Origin of the sequence: Jeotgalicoccus aerolatus, from assembly GCF_014635205.1 — a bacterium.
GTDB lineage: Bacteria > Bacillota > Bacilli > Staphylococcales > Salinicoccaceae > Jeotgalicoccus > Jeotgalicoccus aerolatus.
The window spans coordinates 25,917-43,782 of the sequence record NZ_BMCN01000002.1 but is presented as its reverse complement, the minus strand read 5'-3'; the positions used below and the strand labels follow the sequence as shown (position 1 = coordinate 43,782).

Below are 17,866 nucleotides of genomic sequence, written 5' to 3'. Positions count from 1 at the left end.
ATAAGAAAAAACCATGCCACTATTACTTTATAAGCCAAACTTTTTAACTTTTGCATAAAGTGTAGGTCTGCTGATTCCAAGGATTTCACTGGATTTCTCAATATTATTATTATTTTCATCGAGAATATATTTAATATAATCTGCTTCAATTTTTTCAACGTAATCTTTTAATTCGATTGTTTCATCGGTAATTATATTTTTTGAAATAGAATTGTCTTCCCCAACTTCGGTTAAATACTGATGGAAAATTTCATTATTTAACGTTTCTTCATTAGAGAAAATTACCAGACGTTCTATGACGTTCATCAGTTCTCTGACGTTGCCCGGCCAAGGGTACTTTTTAAGTTCACTGATTAGTTGTTTATTGGCATATTTTATGGACATATCATATTTCTCACTCATACTGTATAAATAATAATAAAATAATGCCTCTATGTCCTCTGGGCGCTCACGAAGCGGTGGAATGTGAATGTTCACAACGTTGACTCTGTAAAGTAAATCTAATCTGAATTCTTCCGAGGATAGTAAGTCTGAAATCTTTTTATTCGTTGCTGAAACCAATCTGAAATTAGTATTAATTTCTTTGTTGCCACCTAGTTTAAAATACTGTTTTTCTTGGAGTACTCGTAAGAACTTCACCTGCATATCAATAGGCATTTCACCGATTTCATCAAGGAACAGTGTGCCATTTTCTGCGAGTTCGACTTTACCTTTGTTTCCTGCTCTGTTAGCACCTGTGAAGGCTCCTTTTTCATAACCGAATAGTTCTGATTCAAATAAATGGCTGGGTATTGCTCCGCAATTAATAGGTACCATATCACCCTTTACTTTACTTGTACTGTGAATCGCCTGCGCAAATAATTCTTTACCTACACCTGTTTCACCAGTAATCAGGATGTTCGCATTTGTTTCTGCTGCACGTTCTATCTGGCTTTTGACACGCTCCATTACAGAACTTCTGTAAATGATATTTTTAAAATTCGAATTGTTGAGCTGCTGCATAATATCTGAGAGAGAACTTACTTTATTTTTCAGTATTTCAATTTGTTCTTCACGCTGTATCTTCTCCGTTACATTTACTTCTGAGACAATCGCACCTTCTACTTTTCCATCGATGCAAATGGGTACAGATTTTATATCGACATAAACATTTTCAGTTGCCTTATGTTGCTGTTTTTCAATCACTTTATTTTCGCGTAAAGACTTAACCATAATTAATTTATCTTCTGCAAAAATATCTGTAATTTTTTTACCTATTACGTAATCGTTATCCATATTAAAAATTTTTGCAGCTCTGTCACTCCAGTAAATTACGTTTTCTTCTTTATCAATAATTGTGAAAGAGTAATTATGAAAATTAATTAATATATTTATAATTTCTTTGTCCAACATACTTCCAACCCCTAATAGTTAAATTATTCATAATAATTATATAATTCTTTACTAATTCAAGCAAAATTAACGACATTCTATTTTAAATAGCTGGCACGTTATTTTCTTATGTATTATTAACAAGCTTATTAATTAGGCAGGAGTGGAATAATGGATAACAAAATTTATGATGTATTAATTATTGGCGGCGGTATTATCGGTGCGAGTATCGCTTACTATACCGCTAAAACCGGATTATCAGTTGCTCTACTTGAAAGTAATACGGTTGCTTCGGGTACGAGTTCTAAATGTGATGGTAATGTACTGCTTATCGATAAAGAGCCTGGATTTGACAGCAGAATGGCAATTAAAAGTCAGGCTTTGATTAAACAATTGTCGACAGAACTTGAAATGGAATTCGAATTCAGGCATCCGGGAAGTATTTTCTTATGTGCAAATGAAGATGAAATCGAGCAGGGTTATAACTGGGTGGATTATCACAATAAAGAAAACGGGAAAGATAAGTTTTTTAAGAAATTGACTAAAGAGGATTTGAAAAATGATTCCAAGTATTTCTCAGATCATCTTATTGGCGGAATAGAATGCACAAATGATTCTACTATAAATCCTTATATGCTTGCATTCTCATTAATTAACCAGGCAAAAAAATATGATTTCTCATTATTTGAAATGACACCAGTAACTGATATTCAGCATATTCAGGATGGTGAATTTAAAGTAATGTCTCATGAAAAAGTATTCAAAGCTAATAAGGTGATTAATGCAGCAGGGATTTATTCACCGCATGTAGGAAAATTATTGGATATCGAAGTTCCAGTTGTACCTAGAAAAGGTCATATTTTAGTATCATCCAGAGCTGAATTATTGGGTTCAAGAAAAATTCAGGAATTTGGTTATTTAATGACTAAATTCGGTAAAGAAAGACAAGCTTCTAAAGAGATGAATGATTATGGTGTTGCGCTTGTTCATGAAGCAACACAGAGTCAGAATTTTTTAATTGGAAGCAGCAGAGAATTTGTTGGTTACAACACTAATGTCAATCATAAGGTCATCAGACTTATCGCGGAGCGCGCCATTGAATATTTTCCACCAATGAAGGATATGAGCTTTATTCGAAGCTACGCCGGATTGAGACCATGGACCCCTGACAACTTGCCGATTATTTCTGATACTGTTGTTCCGGGATTTTATATTGCGGCGGGTCACGAGGGAGATGGTATCGGTTTATCAGCAATTACAGGGTTATGGATGTCACAAATGATGACAAACACTTTGAAGGATGATATTAGTCCATTAAGTATTAATCGATTTAAGGAGGTTAAGGTATGAATTTAAATAGTAAGCAATTTATAACAGTCGATACACATACAGGCGGAAACCCTACAAGGACAGTTTTAGCGGGCATGCCTCGTCTGAAGGGAGATACCATACAGAAGCAGATGCTGGATATGAAAGAAAACTATGACTATATCCGGAAGTTTCTTGTTAATCCACCAAGAGGGCATGATGTCATGAGTGGAACAATACTGTTGCCTCCAATAGATAAACAAGCAGATTTCAGTGTAATTTTTGTAGAAACTGGTGGATATTTGCCAATGTGCGGTCATGACACAATCGGCACGTGTACAGCACTTGTAGAGCTTGGTTATGTTGAAAGGAAAGAACCAATTACATCAGTAGTACTGGATACACCTGCCGGAATAGTAGACGCAAAATGTAAGGTGGCAGATGGAAAAGTAACAGAGGTAACATTTAACAGTACAGCTTCATTTCATCTAAAAACCGTAGAGGTGAATTATCTCAATAAAATAGTTCATTGCGATATTGCATATGGCGGCAACTTTTACGGCATTATAAAAGCTTCTGATTTAGAAGTGACATTGGACGTTTCGCGTTCGGAAGAAATTGTAGCGAAAGCGATGGAAGTGAGGGACATTATAAATTCCGAACATGAAATTGAACATCCAGAATATGAATTTATCAATAAACTGACACATATGGAACTGTATGAAGAAGGCGAAGTGACTAAAAATACAGTAATTGTTCCACCGGGAGGTATAGATCGTTCACCTTGCGGAACAGGTACATGTGCCAAAGTAGCTACATTATTTAAAAAAGACAGGATGGACATAAATGATACTTTTATACATGAAAGTATCACAGGGTCGCAATTTAAAGCGCAGCTTCTTGATGCAAAAGAAAAGGACGGTATTATTTATAATCAAGTTTCAATTACGGGGTCGGCGTGGCTGATGGCGAGACATGATTTTTACATGCATGAATCTGATTCAATGAATGAAGGCTACTTATTGATACCTGAAATATAGGGGGCAGGCAGATGATTACAAAAATAATTAACAGTTATGATATTCAGATTAACGGGCAGTTGCTGAGAGTAGTAGAAGCTGGAGAGTTTACAGGCAGCGCAGCCCCATTTAACAGTAAAACATTGTTGATAAATGAACCAAGAGGAAACAAATACATCAATTTAATTACTTACAGAGAAAATCCTGAGAATGATATTTTAGAAATAACACTGGATAGCTCGGACATAATTGATAATAGAGAGCTATTACTTAAATCATTTGTTAAATCATTAGTAGATCGAAAGAGAATTAAAGAAAGAGAGAAATATTCACTACTGCTGGATGGCGAGGGGCTGGCATATAGTAATGAGGAACTGTGTTCTTCAATTATATATGAGGTAAATAAAAACAATGATAGCTATTCAATAAATGGTAAGACGTTGAAAATTGTAGAAACTGAACTGCAAATAGAAGTGAATAATCTCACTGACATCAAAGCTTTAATTGCAGAAATTGAACATGATTTTGATTTTTTAGTTTTATATAATAAAGGCAAATTTATATCAGTAAACAAAAATGGAAGAATTATTCCATATCCGGTTATAGAAGTGATTTCATTGTTGACTGGAAAATACCAAGGAGCGCAATTAACAGCATTAACGGGAGACAATGTTGAAATTAAAAATAATAAAGTTAATTATAAATATTATTTGGTGTCCAATTCACAATTTTACATCGATGATACAGATATTTATAAAGAAGGATTTATTATTAAATAAAACTAGGGGGAAATATTTATGGCAAAAGAACCAAGATTACCGAGCCTGGCGATACTACTTACAATACTGGGGTTATTTGTAGTAATTATGTTCGGGTTTATCGTAATACTGGAATTACCTATTCAATTGGCATTGCTCGTCGTCTGGTTTATGATTATGGGGTTTGGTCTTTACCTCGGACACGGATACTTAAAGATGGAGAAAGGATTGCTTAAAGGGATATACGAAGGTATGGGCGCAATATTAATACTGATAGCAGTAGGTGCGTTAATCGGTTCATGGATAGCTGGCGGGGTTGTCCCAACGATGATTTACTATGGATTAAGTATTATTAGTCCAAGTATTTTCCTGATGGCGGCAATGATTATTTGTGCAATTACTGCTATTGCTACTGGGACGTCATTCGGATCTGCAGGAACAGCAGGCATCGCAATGATGGGGATCGGAGAAAGTTTTGGACTGCCAATTTACCTAGTTGCCGGTGCAGTAATCTCTGGTTGTTATGTGGGTGATAAAATGTCTCCTTTATCAGATACAACTGTCATGACAGCTACACTATCTAAAGTAGATTTATTCAGACATATTCGTTCCATGGCTTATGTATCGGTTCCTGCTTTTATAATTGCAGCGATAGCATACTGGATTACCGGTGCAGTATTATCTGAAGGGAACGGTGATTTAACTATTGCTAAAGATACAATGGCTGGACTGCAGGAATCATTTGAAATTTCATGGATCATGTTAATACCAGCTTTAGTTGTTGTAATTATGCTTCTTTTCAAACTGCCTTCTGTGCCAGTAATACTTTTTGGAGCATTGATTGGAAGTTTCTGGGCAGCGATATTCCAAGGGTATGGTTTCATAGAAGCAATACAAACATTGTATTCCGGAAGTACACAGTCGACGGGAATTGTATTTATAGACAGCTTACTTAATCGTGGAGGCATTACCTTCATGTTGGAAGTAATACTATTAATCATTCTCGCATTGGGTGTCGGCGGATTGCTACAAACAATTGGTGCTTTTAAAGTTATAGGGGATATTTTTGCCAAATGGGCAACTAATACAGGAAATTTAACATTAACAACAATGATAGCTTCCTTTTTCGGGGTATTTTTTGGCGGTGCGGCGTACGTATCCCTATTAACAGGAACTAAGATTACTGAAGAAAACTATAACAGAAAGAATGTGTCGAGAACACTGCTCTCGAGAAACGTTGAAGCCGGAGGTACAGTAACTACTCCGATGGTACCGTGGTCAGATGGTGGAGTGTTTATGGCGGCGACTCTCGGTGTCGCAACACTAGCATACATCCCCTTTTTCTGGTATGGATTCCTAGTTATTATAATTACATTAATATATGGTTACTTTGGATTGTTCATTCTCGATAAAGATGACTATGAAAAAGAACAAGATGATGAAAGTACAGAAGATAAAGTTAAAACGTCATATTAAATGTAAATTATGATATTCTTTTAGTAAAAGAATAGAGGTAATCATGTGAAAATTTATTTAGGCAGTCCATTTTTTAATGACGAACAGGTTGAAAGAGTAAAGAGAGTAGAAAAAGCTTTAGCAGCTAATCCGACAGTGACGGAAGTATTTTCACCGCGTCTGCAGCAGGTTGAGCATCTCGAACATGGTTCTGATGAGTGGCGTGATTTTGTTTACGCGAATGACATTAAACACGTTGAGTGGTGCGATGCTGTTGTCGCTGTTCATGATTATGAAGGTGAACATGTAGACCCAGGTACAGCGTTTGAAATCGGCTACGGTAAGGCATTGAATAAATTTATTCTTTTATATCAGGAAAAAGATCCTGTAACAGAAGCGCCGGTAAACTTAATGCTGACGGATTCACTTGATGTATATCTGCAGGACATTGATGAACTTGCTAAATACGACTTCAATGAAAAGAAGAAAATCAGATTCAAAAATTATCATCATGCACCGGTTGCAAAAGAAAAATAAAAATTTTTACAGCATATTTTCAGAATATGCTGTTTTTTTATTATATTTGTATGTTATAGCATACAAATATATGCTATAGTGATTTAAATTAAATAATCAGGAGTGCTTTATATGACAGAAAATGTAGCTTTTATCGGCAGTAATCTGCAAAGTATCCGTAAAGAACGAGGGTTGAGCCTGGACAAAACTTCCGTGCTTACAGGTGTCAGCAAAGCAATGCTGGCTCAAATTGAGAGAGGGGACTCAACGCCGACAGTGACCACATTGTGGAAAATAGCAGATGGTTTCAAAGTGTCTTTTTCTTCACTGATTACCCGCCCGCAGAAAGCAATCCAAGTGATTAGAAAAAAAGATACACAGCTGGTTACAGAAAATAACGAACAGTATCGCGTCTACAATGTTGTGCCGTTTTCACCGGAAAAATTATTTGAAGTTTATAACCTTGAAATCGATCCGGATAGTGCGCATCATTCGGAACCTCATACTGCTGGTGTGGAAGAACATATATTTATTAATAAGGGCAGACTGACTATGGATATTAACGGAACACAGACACATCTATGTGAAGATGAGGCGATGATTTTTGACGGCAGTCAGCCGCACATTTATAAAAATGATGGAGACGTCATGGTGAAAATGACGATGGTGATGTACTACAGTAAATAAAATATAAATAAAGCAGGTGGCAGAAATGTCTTTTGATAACCATGTCTCAACATTGAAATACGCTTTTCCGAAAACCATACCGATACTGGCCGGATTTTCATTTTTAGGAATTGCCTATGGTATTTATATGAACTCGCTTGGCTTTGGGCCATGGTATGCAATTTTGATGAGTGTATTTATTTTTGCAGGCTCGATGGAATTTGTTGCCGGCAGTATGCTGCTCGGTGCTTTTAATCCGTTAAGTGCTTTTCTTTTAACGTTGATGATTAATGCGAGGCATTTGTTTTACGGTATTTCCATGCTGGATAAATTCAAGGGGACCGGGAAGAAAAAATATTACTTAATATATGGAATGTGTGATGAAACATTTGTCATTAACAGCACTGAAAAGGCACCGGCGCATATTAACTCAGGCTGGTTCATGTTTTATGTAACGGTGCTGAATCAGATTTACTGGGTCGGCGGCACGACCATCGGCAGTCTGTTCGGTTCAGCAGTGACCTTTAATACAGAAGGACTGGAATTTGTTATGACGGCACTGTTTGTCGTTATATTTTTAGATCAGTGGATGAAGGAACGCTACCATATCAGTTCGATTATCGGTATCGGAGCTTCTGTCTTCAGCCTGGTGATATTTGGACCTGAGAACTTTATCATCCCGGCCATGGTGATTATTTTAATCGCCCTGACATTGATTAGAAAAATGATTGAGAAGAGAGAGGTGATCTCGTAATGACATTAACCCAGCAAATCATCATTATCGGTTGTGTTGTACTCGGGACACTGACGACGCGATTTTTACCATTTATTATATTTAATAACGATAAAGAAACGCCGCCTTACATAAAATATTTAGGCTATATGCTGCCGCCTGCAGTATTTGGATTGCTGGTAGTGTACGCCTTGAGAGCAGTTGAAATAACGTCAGTCAGCGGATTTATGCCTGAAACGCTGGCTGTGATTCTTATCATTATTCTGCATTACTGGAAAAATAGTATGCTGCTGTCGATTGCAGGCGGCACGATATTTTATATGATATTAGTGCAGATGGTGTTTTAGAAGGAAAAGAAATCCGTTGAATAACGGATTTCTTTTTTTATAAAAATTTATATAGCTCTTTTCGTCTGCTTTTAAAAATTGGAATATCCGTTCTGACTTGATCGATATATGCTAAATTTAAATCCGCTGTCAGAATCTCTTCCGTATCTTTTCCTGCTTCGGCCATGATTTCTCCAAAAGGGTTAACAATCATCGATTTTCCTGCAAATACTGTACCATCGCTTTGGCTGCCGATAGTGTTTGACGCGACAATATAACATTGGTTTTCTATTGCCCTCGCTTTTAATAAGGTCATCCAATGCTCAGTCCGTTCAATCGGCCATTCAGCTGCGACGAATATTATTTTTGCACCGGATAGTGATAAGTCTCTAAATATTTCCGGAAACCGCAAATCGTAGCAAATCACAACGCCGCATTTTTCTCCGTTAATTTCGAATACCTCCGCAGCTTTATTCCCTCCAGCTAGAAATTCAGGTTCATTTAACATAGGGACTAAATGAATCTTAGAGTATTCATGAATAAGGTGACCTTGATGATCAATTGTAAAGGCAGTGTTATATACATCATCATCTGAATATTTATTTGGAATGGAACCCGCAGCAACGGTTACATTATGTTCTGCTGCTAATTTGGAAATGAATGTTTTTACAGGTTCCAAATTTTTCGCTGCATGGTCGTCTATATTCTTAAGATCATAACCTGACGTCCACATTTCCGGCAGTACAACAACATCTGTCTCATTTAAATCAGTCTTTGCAAACAGGCTGCTGACTTTATTCATATTTGTTTTCACATCGCCATCGACCACTTTGAATTGAAAGATTTTTATTTTCATATTATATCCCCTTAATTAGTGTGGAGTTATCTCTACAGTATACATAGATAAAATTGATGTAAAGAAAAGTCTGACTTCTCTTGCAAATAACCTAGTGAGATAGTATGATTTACACATGTTTTAATTTCAGAAAATTCAACCAATATAAACGGAGGATTAATATGACTAGCGATAATTGGAAACTAGAAACTTTAACGATACATGCAGGGCAGACTACTGACGATTCAAAATCACGTGCGGTGCCGATTACACAGACAACGAGCTACGTCTTTGATGATACTCAACACGCTCAGGATTTATTTTCTTTAGCGAAGCCGGGCAATATTTATACGCGTATTATGAACCCGACTCAAAATGTTTTTGAAGAACGTTTAACTGCTTTAGAAGGCGGATTGGGTGCTTTAGCGACGTCTTCCGGCCAAGCGGCGATTCATTTATCGCTGTTAAATATTGTAGAAACGGGTTATGAAATTGTTGCTTCAGCGAATCTCTACGGCGGGACTTACAATCTCCTGAATGTCACTTTTAAGAAAATGGGCATTAAAGTACATTTCGTTGATCCTTCTGACCCTGAAAACTTTAAAGCGGCGATTAACGATAAAACCCGCGCAGTGTTTGCAGAGACCATCGGTAATCCAAGAATCGATGTATTGGACATTGAAGCAGTGGCAAAGATTGCGCATGACAATGACTTACCATTAATCGTCGACAGTACTTTTGCGACACCGTATTTACTGCGTCCGTTTGAACATGGTGCAGATATTATTGTGCATTCAGCGACGAAATTTATTGGCGGTCACGGGACGTCAATCGGCGGTGTCATTGTCGACAGCGGACAGTTTAATTGGGATAACGGTAAGTTCCCGGGTCTGGTTGAACCGGACGAGAGCTATCATGGTGTATCTTATGTGAATGATGTCGGTCCTGCGGCCTACATTACAAAAGCGCGTGTTCAGCTCTTGCGTGATTTAGGATCAGCAGTTTCGCCATTTAACGTTCAGCAATTCCTCTTAGGCTTGGAAACACTGCATCTTCGTATGGAGCGTCATTCAGAGAATGCTCAAAAAATTGCAGAGTATCTGGAGAATCATCCTAAAGTGAAATGGGTGAATTATCCGGGACTGAAGAGCAATAAGTATTACGATCTTGGTCAAAAATATTTACCAAAAGGCCAGGGGGCGATTCTGACATTCGGTATCGATGGTTCTGTTGAGGAGATTGCGAAGTTTGTAGACGGTTTAGGCTTGTTCTCTCATGTTGCGAATGTCGGTGATTCTAAATCATTAGTGATTCATCCGGCATCAACGACACACCAGCAGCTGTCTGAGGCAGAACAGATTGCTTCAGGCGTGCTGCCTGAGTTAGTTCGTTTATCTATTGGAACAGAGAATGCCGAAGATATCCTCGCTGACTTAGAGGCAGGTTTGAAAGAAGTATAATAAATAGGTGTCAAACCCCTTTCAAAAAATTCTATTTGTTTTTGAAAGGGGTCTTTTTTGTATATATTAGAGGTGAAATCTATAAAAAATAAGTGGTGATTACATGATTAATAAGAAGAAAGACGTCATCGAACTGGAATCAAAGCTGAATTCAATTGAAGCAGAGCTTAAAAGTAACGACGCACTTAAATTTAATCAGCGTATTACTGAGTTATGGCAGTACATAAAAGAAAGAGAGGCAGACGAAAAATTAAAAAATATGCCGATCGATACGATTTCTTCGATAGAAAAAGGTTTGCCCGTTAATCAGCTGATTAATGCAGGTTATCAGACAGTCTACGATGTTTCGAGATTTACAGTGAATCAGTTTTTGAGTGTGAAAGGCATCGGCGACAAGTCAGCCCACCCGCTTAAATCGTCTGTTGAGAAAATCAAACAGTCTGTTCATTTAGGGACGGCGGGCAGAATTAATCCGGATGACTTAACACGGCTAGATTACGATGCGTTGGAGGCCATTTATCTTAAACATCACATTTTAATTGAAAATGAACATATTCTTAAAGACATACAAAATTTTAGAGCAGATTTTCAGAAAGATTTCGACAGTGTTAAAGAACAGGGCAACTTCATAGTCAGTCTGTTTCAGTCGAAAGAAAAGAAAGATAAAATCCAGCAAAGTATCCAGTCTCTGAACGATCGTAATGTTACAGGTCGCTTTAAAGATATTGAGGATGCTTATTTAAAAGTTATCAATTTTAAAGTCGATGAACAGACTTTAAAAGCAGATTTTATTGCGAACAATATTAAATATTATTCGGAGATTGAGTTGCTGACTGGACAGACGAATAAGAAAGATGCGGAAGATATTCCTTCTGAATTAGTTGAGGCGGTGAACGCTGTAGAACTCAATACAGAAGGACTGGATCTGACTTTAAGACACTATCAGGCATTCGGAGCGAAATATATGCTGTACAGCAAACGGGTGCTGCTCGGAGATGAAATGGGACTCGGTAAAACCGTGCAGGCGCTAGCAGTATTGAACCATTTAAATCATGACGGCAAGCAGGCTTTTATCGTCGTGTGTCCCTTAAGTGTGGTTGCCAACTGGAAGCGGGAAACCGAGAAATTTACCAAACTTAATGCATTGATTTACCACGGTAAAGACAGGGATCAAGTATTTAAACAGTGGCAAGAAGAAAAGGGCATACTGATTACAACTTTTTCTCACACTCGTAATATTGATAAGAACGCTGTAGACCACATAGACGCCCTAATAGTAGATGAAGCACACTATATAAAAAATCCGGAAGCTAAGCGTTCAATCAGTGTATATGAACTTGCTGAAAAAGCTGAATATGTATCATTTATGAGCGGTACACCGATGGAAAACCGCTTAGAAGAAATGAAGCAGCTGATCAGTGTGCTGCAGGAAAATATAGCAGATAAAATTTCTAATGAACTGCACCTTCTGGAACCGAAGAAATTTAAAAGAGAAGTCGCAGCAGTGTACTTGCGGAGAAATCGTGCAGATGTTCTTGGAGAATTGCCGGAGCTTGAAATTATAGAACAGTGGTCTGACTTTGGTCAGGAAGAACAAGTTTTATACAATCAGGCTGTTGAAAACGGCAAAGTGATGACGATGAGACGGGCAGCGTGGCAAGGCGGCAGTCCAGACAAATCACCGAAACTGGATGCGTTGAGAGAGATATGTGAAGCGGCTAGAGAAAACGGTCATAAAGTGCTCGTATTTTCATTCTTTAGAGATGTGATTGAGACGATACAAGAACACTTAACCGGTCAGACTTTCCCTGCCATTACAGGAGATGTGCCGAATAGCGACAGGCAGAAAATTGTCGATGACTTTACGAGTGCAGAACCCGGTGCAGTCATGGTTTCGCAAATTACAGCAGGCGGAGTCGGTTTAAACATTCAGGCTGCGAACATTATTGTATTGTGTGAACCGCAGTGGAAACCGTCAACTGAAGAACAAGCCATTAGCCGGGCATACAGAATGGGGCAGTCACGAAATGTCATGGTATACAGATTACTGACACAAGACAGTATCGACGGCAGTATGCTGGAAGTACTGGCAGAAAAATCGCAGTTATTTAACGACTATGCCAGAGAATCTGAAGTGGCCAATATTGCTCAGGAAACAGAGGAAATATCAGAAGCATCGCTGACTCAAAAAGTGCTTGAGATGGAGAAAGAAAGACTGGCAGCGAAAGAAGCTGTGAGTTAGAACGGAATAGGGTAGAAAAAGAGTGGTAGATTCTTTTGGAGGTAGATTTTATGAGTGAGATAATCTGGACCGAATCGCAGGTTATAGAGCATTGGCCAAAACGGGATCCTGCTTCTCATAAAGGAGACCACGGCAAGGCGGGTATTATTGCCGGCAGTGAGACGATGCCGGGTGCGGCAGCGTTATGTGCGGCTGCAGCTGTTCAAAGCGGGGCGGGTTTAACTTCTGTAAATACCGTGAGATCGGTAATACCTGTAGTGGCAGCATATGTCCCTGAATCGACGTTTTATCACAGAGACGATGATTTAAATGAATTTTTGGATGGTAAAGATGCAGTGGCTGCTGGTCCGGGTATCGGGCGCTTATCAGATGATGTGATAGAAGACTTAATTGCAAATTTTGAGGGTCCGCTCGTCATTGATGCAGATGGTTTATATCACTTAAACAGGCACGAAGTAATGATTAGAAAGCGGACGGCCCCGTTAATCATTACACCGCATACTGGTGAAATGGCCCGAATCCTCGGTAAAGACATTGAGTATGTGAATGCGAACCGGTCTAAGGCTGCAGGAAATCTTGCGGCAGATTACGGCATCTTTGTAGTCCTGAAGGGTCAGAACACTATTGTTGCCGATCCGGATGGAGCCCTCTGGATTAATCCGACGGGGAATGCCGGCCTGGCTAAGGGCGGCAGCGGCGATGTCTTAACGGGAATGATTCTAGCCTTTCTCGGCAGGTATAAGGCTGTTCAGCCGGCTGTGTCCAGTGCAGTGTATATGCACGGATATGCAGCAGATTGTTTAGTTAAGCAGGGTGAAGCGATTGAATCTGTGACGGCTTCAAAAGTCATCCAATCGATTAGTGCATCTTTTTCAAATCTGATAAATTAGAATTATCAAATTATAATCGTGCAGCTAAAGCATATATAATGCAAGTATATTCTAATAACTAACCAGGGGGATTATATTATGAAAGATAATATTTACGGCAATATACCTTGTTTTTTAGGCGCAGAGAATTTAGTTCAAAAAGGTGTTTATGATACGGATGTTATTTTTTACGGCGCACCGTTTGAAGGGGAAAGCACATGGGGAGATTACACGGGTGTAGAGCTGGGTCCAAAACAGATTCGTTCATCTTCAGCACGTTACAGCGGCTATTTGCCTGAACTTGATCACGTTGATGTGACTGAGCATTTATCTTTTGGTGACGCAGGTGATATTCCATTTGTGGCACATGATAATGAACAGTCCTATCAAAATATCGAGGATTTTTCTGCCGAATTATGGAAAACTGGTAAATTTTTAGTTGGTTTCGGCGGTGAACACGGTGTGACGTATCCCATTTTAAAATCATTGGCAGACAGCGGAAAAACGGTGGGGATTATTCACTTGGATGCACATTACGATAACATGCCGGATTATGAAGGCGAATTATACGCCCGCAACACGCCTTTCATGCGTTTATATGAAACAGAGGGTGTGCGCAACGAATCGATTATTCATACAGGTATTCACGGTCCGCGCAACAAACCTGAAACCGGCCGCTTTGCTAAAGAAAACGGCGCGGTAACGATCACGATTAACGATATTAAAGAAGCAAAAGATTTACATGCTTATGCGAAAGAGATTTACGACATGGCTGCCAAGGATGTTGATGTCGTTTATCTGTCAATTTGCAGTGATGTATTAGACTTTGCTTACAATCCGGGCGGGCCAGTGGATGGCAACGGCTTAACGTCCTACGAACTGCTAACTTTAATTCATGAATTCGGCAAGCTTGGACTAATCGGTATGGATTACGTAGAAGTTTATCCGATGATGGATACAAATCAGCAGTCCGCACACTTCGTCAGTTACGCTGTGCTTTACGTTTTAGCTGGACACTTAAAATATTTAAATAAAATCTGATTAAATAGGGGATGGGTACTCTATGAACAGATTTAAGGAAGTTATTAAAGCGCTCGGTCCCGGTATGGTTATTACAGCTTCATTTATCGGTCCGGGAACTGTAACGACAATGACACGTGCAGGGGCTGGTTTTGGTTACAGCTTGCTGTGGGCGGTACTGTTTTCTGTTATAGCAACGATTGTTCTGCAGGAAATGATTATCCGTCTGGCACTAGTCACCAGACGCGGTCTCGGTGAAGCAATTTACGATTTATTTAATAACACTCTAGGGAAATTCCTTATCGTTTGGATCTCTATGCTGGCAGTAGCCATAGGGTGTGCGGCTTACATGAGCGGTGACTTGCTCGGTACATCACTCGGACTGGGCTATTTGCTGGATATACCGACAAACATACTTGCACCAATCGTCGGTATTATCATTCTTACGATTGGTCTACTCGGCAGTTATAAAATCGTTGAAAAAATTATGCTCGTTTTAATGGTGATTATGGGTGCAACGTTTATTACGACAATGTTCCTCGTCCAGCCGGACTGGGGAGAAGTATTCGGCGGCGCCTTTATTCCGTCGATTCCTGACGGTTCGATTATTATGGTGATTGCACTGATTGGTACGACTGTTGTACCGTATAACTTTTTCCTGCACGCCAATGCAGTGCAGGAAAGATTTAACGGCATGAAAGACTTGAATCTAGCACGCTGGGATACGATTATTTCTATCAGTATCGGGGGAATTATTTCCGGGGCAATACTTATTTCAGCCGGTGCCTTAATTTACGGACAGGATGTGGACAATGTTGTTGCACTCGCCGGTCCGCTGGTTCCTATTTTAGGTGAAACATGGGCGCCGATATTTATAAGTGTCGGATTGTTTGCAGCAGGGTTTTCATCTGCACTGGCATCTCCAATGGGTGCAGCAGCAACGGTCAGCTCTTTCTTTAAATGGGAAGGCGGAATGAAAGGCAAGAAATTTAAAATGGTATTCGGCTTAGTCATCATCATAGGGGTAGTGACATCGGCAATTGGTTTTGAACCGCTGGAAGTGATTCTCCTTGCCCAGGCTTTAAATGGTATTATCCTGCCGGTTATTGCGATATTAATTTATATTATTATTAATAAGAAGGGATTCATGGGGCAGCACAAAAATGGTCCGATTTTAAATGTCATCGGCTTTGCAGTTGTCGCAGTTGTTTCATTCTTAGGGATTTACAGTATGATAGATGCAGTAACTACTTTCTTTGGATAAAAAGTTCATCAATGACCTCTTAAACGGTGTCATTTTTATATGAGGAGTGACGGACATGAAAATAGGTTTAATCGGTGCGGGAGCTATTGGCCAGTACTTGCTAAAACATGCAGAGGGACATAGTGACTTAAATATTACATCGGTTTTTGTAAGGAATTACGACAAGTATCAGCATCTGGAAGACCAGTTTGATGTAGAAGTATTTACAGATTTTAAAGCCTTTTTAAATGCGGAAACAGATATTATCGTAGAGGCGGCAAACGTAGAAACCAGTAAGATTCTGCTGCCTGAAATGATTAAAGTTAAAGATGTCATGCTGATCAGTATCGGTGCACTTGCAGATGAAGCACTGCTTAAAGCTGTTTCTAAAGCAGGGAGCAAGACGCTGCACTTGCCGTCGGGAGCAATCGGCGGTCTTGACTTAGTACAGAATGCTAAGGCACTTGGAAATTTAGAGTCGGTGACTTTAACGACTCGTAAACCTGCTGCTTCACTCGTTTCTCAGCCCATCACCAATGAAACAATTGTATTTGAAGGGAAAGCAAAAGATGCAATCGATAAATTCCCTAAAAACATGAATGTCTCAATTATTTTATCATTGGCAGGACTTGGGATTGACCGAACCAAAGTCGTACTGATCGCAGATCCTGAAGCAAGTAAAAATACACATACGATTAATGTGTCGGGCGGCTTCGGCGATGCTGAGTTTACAATCAGCAACCAGCCGCTGCCGGAAAACCCAAAAACAAGCGCTTTAGCAGCCTTGAGTGTCTTTGCTGCACTTGAAAGAATGGCAACGAATATAAAAATCGGATGATATGACAAATGTCATGTGAATGTACTGACAGTTTAGTCTATATAGGAAGGCGCCTCTCATTCATAATTATCTGTGAATAGACATGGAAAAGAGGAAAGCCAATGACTAAAGAAAAACAGGCTGCACTGAGAAAAAGTGTGATGCCTTATGCAAAATCACAAACTAAAACAAGTGTTATACAGCTGCTGAATACGATATTGCCATTCTTTTTACTATGGTTTTTAGCCTACCAGTCACTTAGCGTTTCATTCTGGCTGAGCTTGCCGTTCTCGCTGCTGGCATCCGGATTTATGATTCGTACATTTATTATTTTTCACGACTGTACGCACGGATCATTTTTCAAAAACAAGAAGTTAAACAACTTATTCGGTAATATTACAGGAGTTATTACTCACTTTGCTTATGAAAAATGGAAAAAAGAACATGCGATTCACCACGCTACTAGCGGTAACTTAGATAAACGCGGCGTGGGTGATATTTGGGTCATGACAGTAAAAGAATATGAGGAAGCAACTAAATGGGAAAGATTTAAATACCGTTTATACCGCAACCCGATTGTTCTGTTCGGTTTCGGACCGTTGTACTTGTTCCTGATTGCGAATCGTGTGAATCGTAAAGCGGCAAAACGCCCGGAGAGAATTAATACACATGTACTGACAGCGATTTCTGTCGCGATTTACTTATTAATTGGTTTCACTTTAGGCTGGCACGTATTATTAATGGTTCAGCTGCCGATTGCTTACTTTGCAGGCATGGCCGGTATTTGGTTGTTCTACGTTCAGCATCAGTTTGAAGACTCTTACTTTGAAAATGAGTCGGAGTGGGACTTCGTAAAAGCTGCGGTAGACGGCAGTTCATACTATAAACTGCCTGCATGGCTCGAGTGGATGACCGGCAGTATCGGTTATCACCATGTCCATCATTTAGCGCCGCGCGTGCCGAACTACCATTTGGAACAGGCACATGAAAGTACGCCGCCGCTTCATAAGGCGACGACAATTACATTGAAAACCAGTCTGGAATCTATAAAATTCAGACTTTACGATGAAGAGAATAATACCTTCATTACATTTAGAAAGATGAAGGAACGTCTGGCAGGGAAATCAGTCCAGACTTCAGCAGCAGAATAAGAATATCCAGCATCCTCCTATGTGATTATAGGAGGATGTTTCATCTCTTAACGGCCTTTTTTGATATACTGGGCTAA

17 protein-coding genes are annotated in these 17,866 nt (G+C 39.3%); 15 read left to right on the top strand and 2 right to left on the bottom strand.

Features of this window, described 5'->3' with window-relative positions:
- Positions 1 to 27: 27 nt before the first annotated feature.
- The gene (locus IEU81_RS06405) at positions 28 to 1,392 is read right to left on the bottom strand and encodes a sigma-54 interaction domain-containing protein (protein ID WP_092597704.1); all 1,365 of its coding nucleotides are present in this window, start codon (positions 1,390 to 1,392) and stop codon (positions 28 to 30) included.
- Positions 1,393 to 1,542: 150 nt separating this feature from the next.
- On the opposite strand from IEU81_RS06405, the gene IEU81_RS06400 reads away from it, so the two are divergent.
- The 8 genes from IEU81_RS06400 (at position 1,543) to IEU81_RS06365 (ending at position 8,173) form a co-directional block, all read left to right on the top strand.
- Positions 1,543 to 2,721, top strand: coding sequence for an NAD(P)/FAD-dependent oxidoreductase (locus IEU81_RS06400; RefSeq protein WP_026859004.1), 1,179 nt, complete (start codon positions 1,543 to 1,545; stop codon positions 2,719 to 2,721).
- Positions 2,718 to 3,719, top strand: coding sequence for a proline racemase family protein (locus IEU81_RS06395; RefSeq protein WP_186089660.1), 1,002 nt, complete (start codon positions 2,718 to 2,720; stop codon positions 3,717 to 3,719). Before IEU81_RS06400 ends, IEU81_RS06395 begins: the two co-directional genes overlap by 4 nt.
- A gap of 11 nt (positions 3,720 to 3,730) precedes the next feature.
- Positions 3,731 to 4,477: a hypothetical protein gene (locus IEU81_RS06390; protein ID WP_186089661.1), complete on the top strand. Its 747-nt coding sequence runs from the start codon at positions 3,731 to 3,733 to the stop codon at positions 4,475 to 4,477.
- Positions 4,478 to 4,495: 18 nt separating this feature from the next.
- On the top strand, positions 4,496 to 5,932 hold the full coding sequence (gene nhaC, locus IEU81_RS06385) for a Na+/H+ antiporter NhaC (RefSeq protein ID WP_092597710.1): 1,437 nt from the start codon (positions 4,496 to 4,498) through the stop codon (positions 5,930 to 5,932).
- 45 nt (positions 5,933 to 5,977) lie between these two features.
- Complete coding sequence (locus IEU81_RS06380) at positions 5,978 to 6,448, top strand: nucleoside 2-deoxyribosyltransferase (RefSeq protein ID WP_186089663.1); 471 nt, start codon at positions 5,978 to 5,980, stop codon at positions 6,446 to 6,448.
- A 111-nt stretch (positions 6,449 to 6,559) separates the two neighbouring features.
- Positions 6,560 to 7,114 carry a helix-turn-helix domain-containing protein gene (locus IEU81_RS06375; protein ID WP_026859008.1) on the top strand — a complete coding sequence of 185 codons (555 nt, stop codon included), beginning with the start codon at positions 6,560 to 6,562 and terminating at the stop codon, positions 7,112 to 7,114.
- Positions 7,115 to 7,139: 25 nt separating this feature from the next.
- Complete coding sequence (locus IEU81_RS06370; protein WP_186089665.1) at positions 7,140 to 7,847, top strand: AzlC family ABC transporter permease; 708 nt, start codon at positions 7,140 to 7,142, stop codon at positions 7,845 to 7,847.
- The gene (locus IEU81_RS06365; RefSeq protein ID WP_186089666.1) at positions 7,847 to 8,173 is read left to right on the top strand and encodes a branched-chain amino acid transporter permease; all 327 of its coding nucleotides are present in this window, start codon (positions 7,847 to 7,849) and stop codon (positions 8,171 to 8,173) included. The genes IEU81_RS06370 and IEU81_RS06365 overlap by 1 nt, the downstream gene beginning before the upstream one ends.
- Positions 8,174 to 8,210: 37 nt before the next feature.
- Here the strand turns inward: IEU81_RS06365 and IEU81_RS06360 are convergent, their stop codons facing one another.
- Entirely contained in the window at positions 8,211 to 9,008 is a 798-nt protein-coding gene (locus tag IEU81_RS06360; protein WP_186089668.1) for a carbon-nitrogen family hydrolase, read from the bottom strand.
- Between the two features lie 161 nt (positions 9,009 to 9,169).
- Here IEU81_RS06360 and IEU81_RS06355 point away from each other — a divergent pair, with 161 nt between their 5' ends.
- The 7 genes from IEU81_RS06355 (at position 9,170) to desA (ending at position 17,789) form a co-directional block, all read left to right on the top strand.
- The gene (locus IEU81_RS06355) at positions 9,170 to 10,447 is read left to right on the top strand and encodes an O-acetylhomoserine aminocarboxypropyltransferase/cysteine synthase family protein (RefSeq protein ID WP_186089670.1); all 1,278 of its coding nucleotides are present in this window, start codon (positions 9,170 to 9,172) and stop codon (positions 10,445 to 10,447) included.
- Between the two features lie 103 nt (positions 10,448 to 10,550).
- Positions 10,551 to 12,689 (top strand): DEAD/DEAH box helicase, encoded by a 2,139-nt coding sequence (locus IEU81_RS06350; RefSeq protein WP_186089672.1) that lies wholly within the window; start codon positions 10,551 to 10,553, stop codon positions 12,687 to 12,689.
- A gap of 50 nt (positions 12,690 to 12,739) precedes the next feature.
- On the top strand, positions 12,740 to 13,579 hold the full coding sequence (locus tag IEU81_RS06345; protein WP_186089673.1) for an NAD(P)H-hydrate dehydratase: 840 nt from the start codon (positions 12,740 to 12,742) through the stop codon (positions 13,577 to 13,579).
- Between the two features lie 78 nt (positions 13,580 to 13,657).
- Positions 13,658 to 14,599, top strand: a complete 942-nt coding sequence (locus IEU81_RS06340) for an agmatinase family protein (protein ID WP_092597735.1) — start codon at positions 13,658 to 13,660, stop codon at positions 14,597 to 14,599.
- 22 nt (positions 14,600 to 14,621) lie between these two features.
- Positions 14,622 to 15,842 (top strand): Nramp family divalent metal transporter, encoded by a 1,221-nt coding sequence (locus tag IEU81_RS06335; RefSeq protein WP_186089675.1) that lies wholly within the window; start codon positions 14,622 to 14,624, stop codon positions 15,840 to 15,842.
- 55 nt (positions 15,843 to 15,897) lie between these two features.
- Positions 15,898 to 16,659, top strand: coding sequence for an aspartate dehydrogenase (locus IEU81_RS06330; protein WP_186089677.1), 762 nt, complete (start codon positions 15,898 to 15,900; stop codon positions 16,657 to 16,659).
- Between the two features lie 101 nt (positions 16,660 to 16,760).
- Positions 16,761 to 17,789, top strand: coding sequence for a Delta(5) desaturase DesA (desA, locus tag IEU81_RS06325; protein WP_186089678.1), 1,029 nt, complete (start codon positions 16,761 to 16,763; stop codon positions 17,787 to 17,789).
- Positions 17,790 to 17,866: the final 77 nt, after the last annotated feature.

Bases quoted from the DNA above. Each gene is read 5' to 3' on its own strand.
- IEU81_RS06405 (WP_092597704.1), bottom strand. From the start codon at position 1,392: ATGTTGGACAAAGAAATTATAAATATATTAATTAATTTTCATAATTAC.
- IEU81_RS06400 (WP_026859004.1), top strand. From the start codon at position 1,543: ATGGATAACAAAATTTATGATGTATTAATTATTGGCGGCGGTATTATC.
- IEU81_RS06395 (WP_186089660.1), top strand. From the start codon at position 2,718: ATGAATTTAAATAGTAAGCAATTTATAACAGTCGATACACATACAGGC.
- IEU81_RS06390 (WP_186089661.1), top strand. From the start codon at position 3,731: ATGATTACAAAAATAATTAACAGTTATGATATTCAGATTAACGGGCAG.
- nhaC (WP_092597710.1), top strand. From the start codon at position 4,496: ATGGCAAAAGAACCAAGATTACCGAGCCTGGCGATACTACTTACAATA.
- IEU81_RS06375 (WP_026859008.1), top strand. From the start codon at position 6,560: ATGACAGAAAATGTAGCTTTTATCGGCAGTAATCTGCAAAGTATCCGT.
- IEU81_RS06370 (WP_186089665.1), top strand. From the start codon at position 7,140: ATGTCTTTTGATAACCATGTCTCAACATTGAAATACGCTTTTCCGAAA.
- IEU81_RS06365 (WP_186089666.1), top strand. From the start codon at position 7,847: ATGACATTAACCCAGCAAATCATCATTATCGGTTGTGTTGTACTCGGG.
- IEU81_RS06360 (WP_186089668.1), bottom strand. From the start codon at position 9,008: ATGAAAATAAAAATCTTTCAATTCAAAGTGGTCGATGGCGATGTGAAA.
- IEU81_RS06355 (WP_186089670.1), top strand. From the start codon at position 9,170: ATGACTAGCGATAATTGGAAACTAGAAACTTTAACGATACATGCAGGG.
- IEU81_RS06350 (WP_186089672.1), top strand. From the start codon at position 10,551: ATGATTAATAAGAAGAAAGACGTCATCGAACTGGAATCAAAGCTGAAT.
- IEU81_RS06345 (WP_186089673.1), top strand. From the start codon at position 12,740: ATGAGTGAGATAATCTGGACCGAATCGCAGGTTATAGAGCATTGGCCA.
- IEU81_RS06340 (WP_092597735.1), top strand. From the start codon at position 13,658: ATGAAAGATAATATTTACGGCAATATACCTTGTTTTTTAGGCGCAGAG.
- IEU81_RS06335 (WP_186089675.1), top strand. From the start codon at position 14,622: ATGAACAGATTTAAGGAAGTTATTAAAGCGCTCGGTCCCGGTATGGTT.
- IEU81_RS06330 (WP_186089677.1), top strand. From the start codon at position 15,898: ATGAAAATAGGTTTAATCGGTGCGGGAGCTATTGGCCAGTACTTGCTA.
- desA (WP_186089678.1), top strand. From the start codon at position 16,761: ATGACTAAAGAAAAACAGGCTGCACTGAGAAAAAGTGTGATGCCTTAT.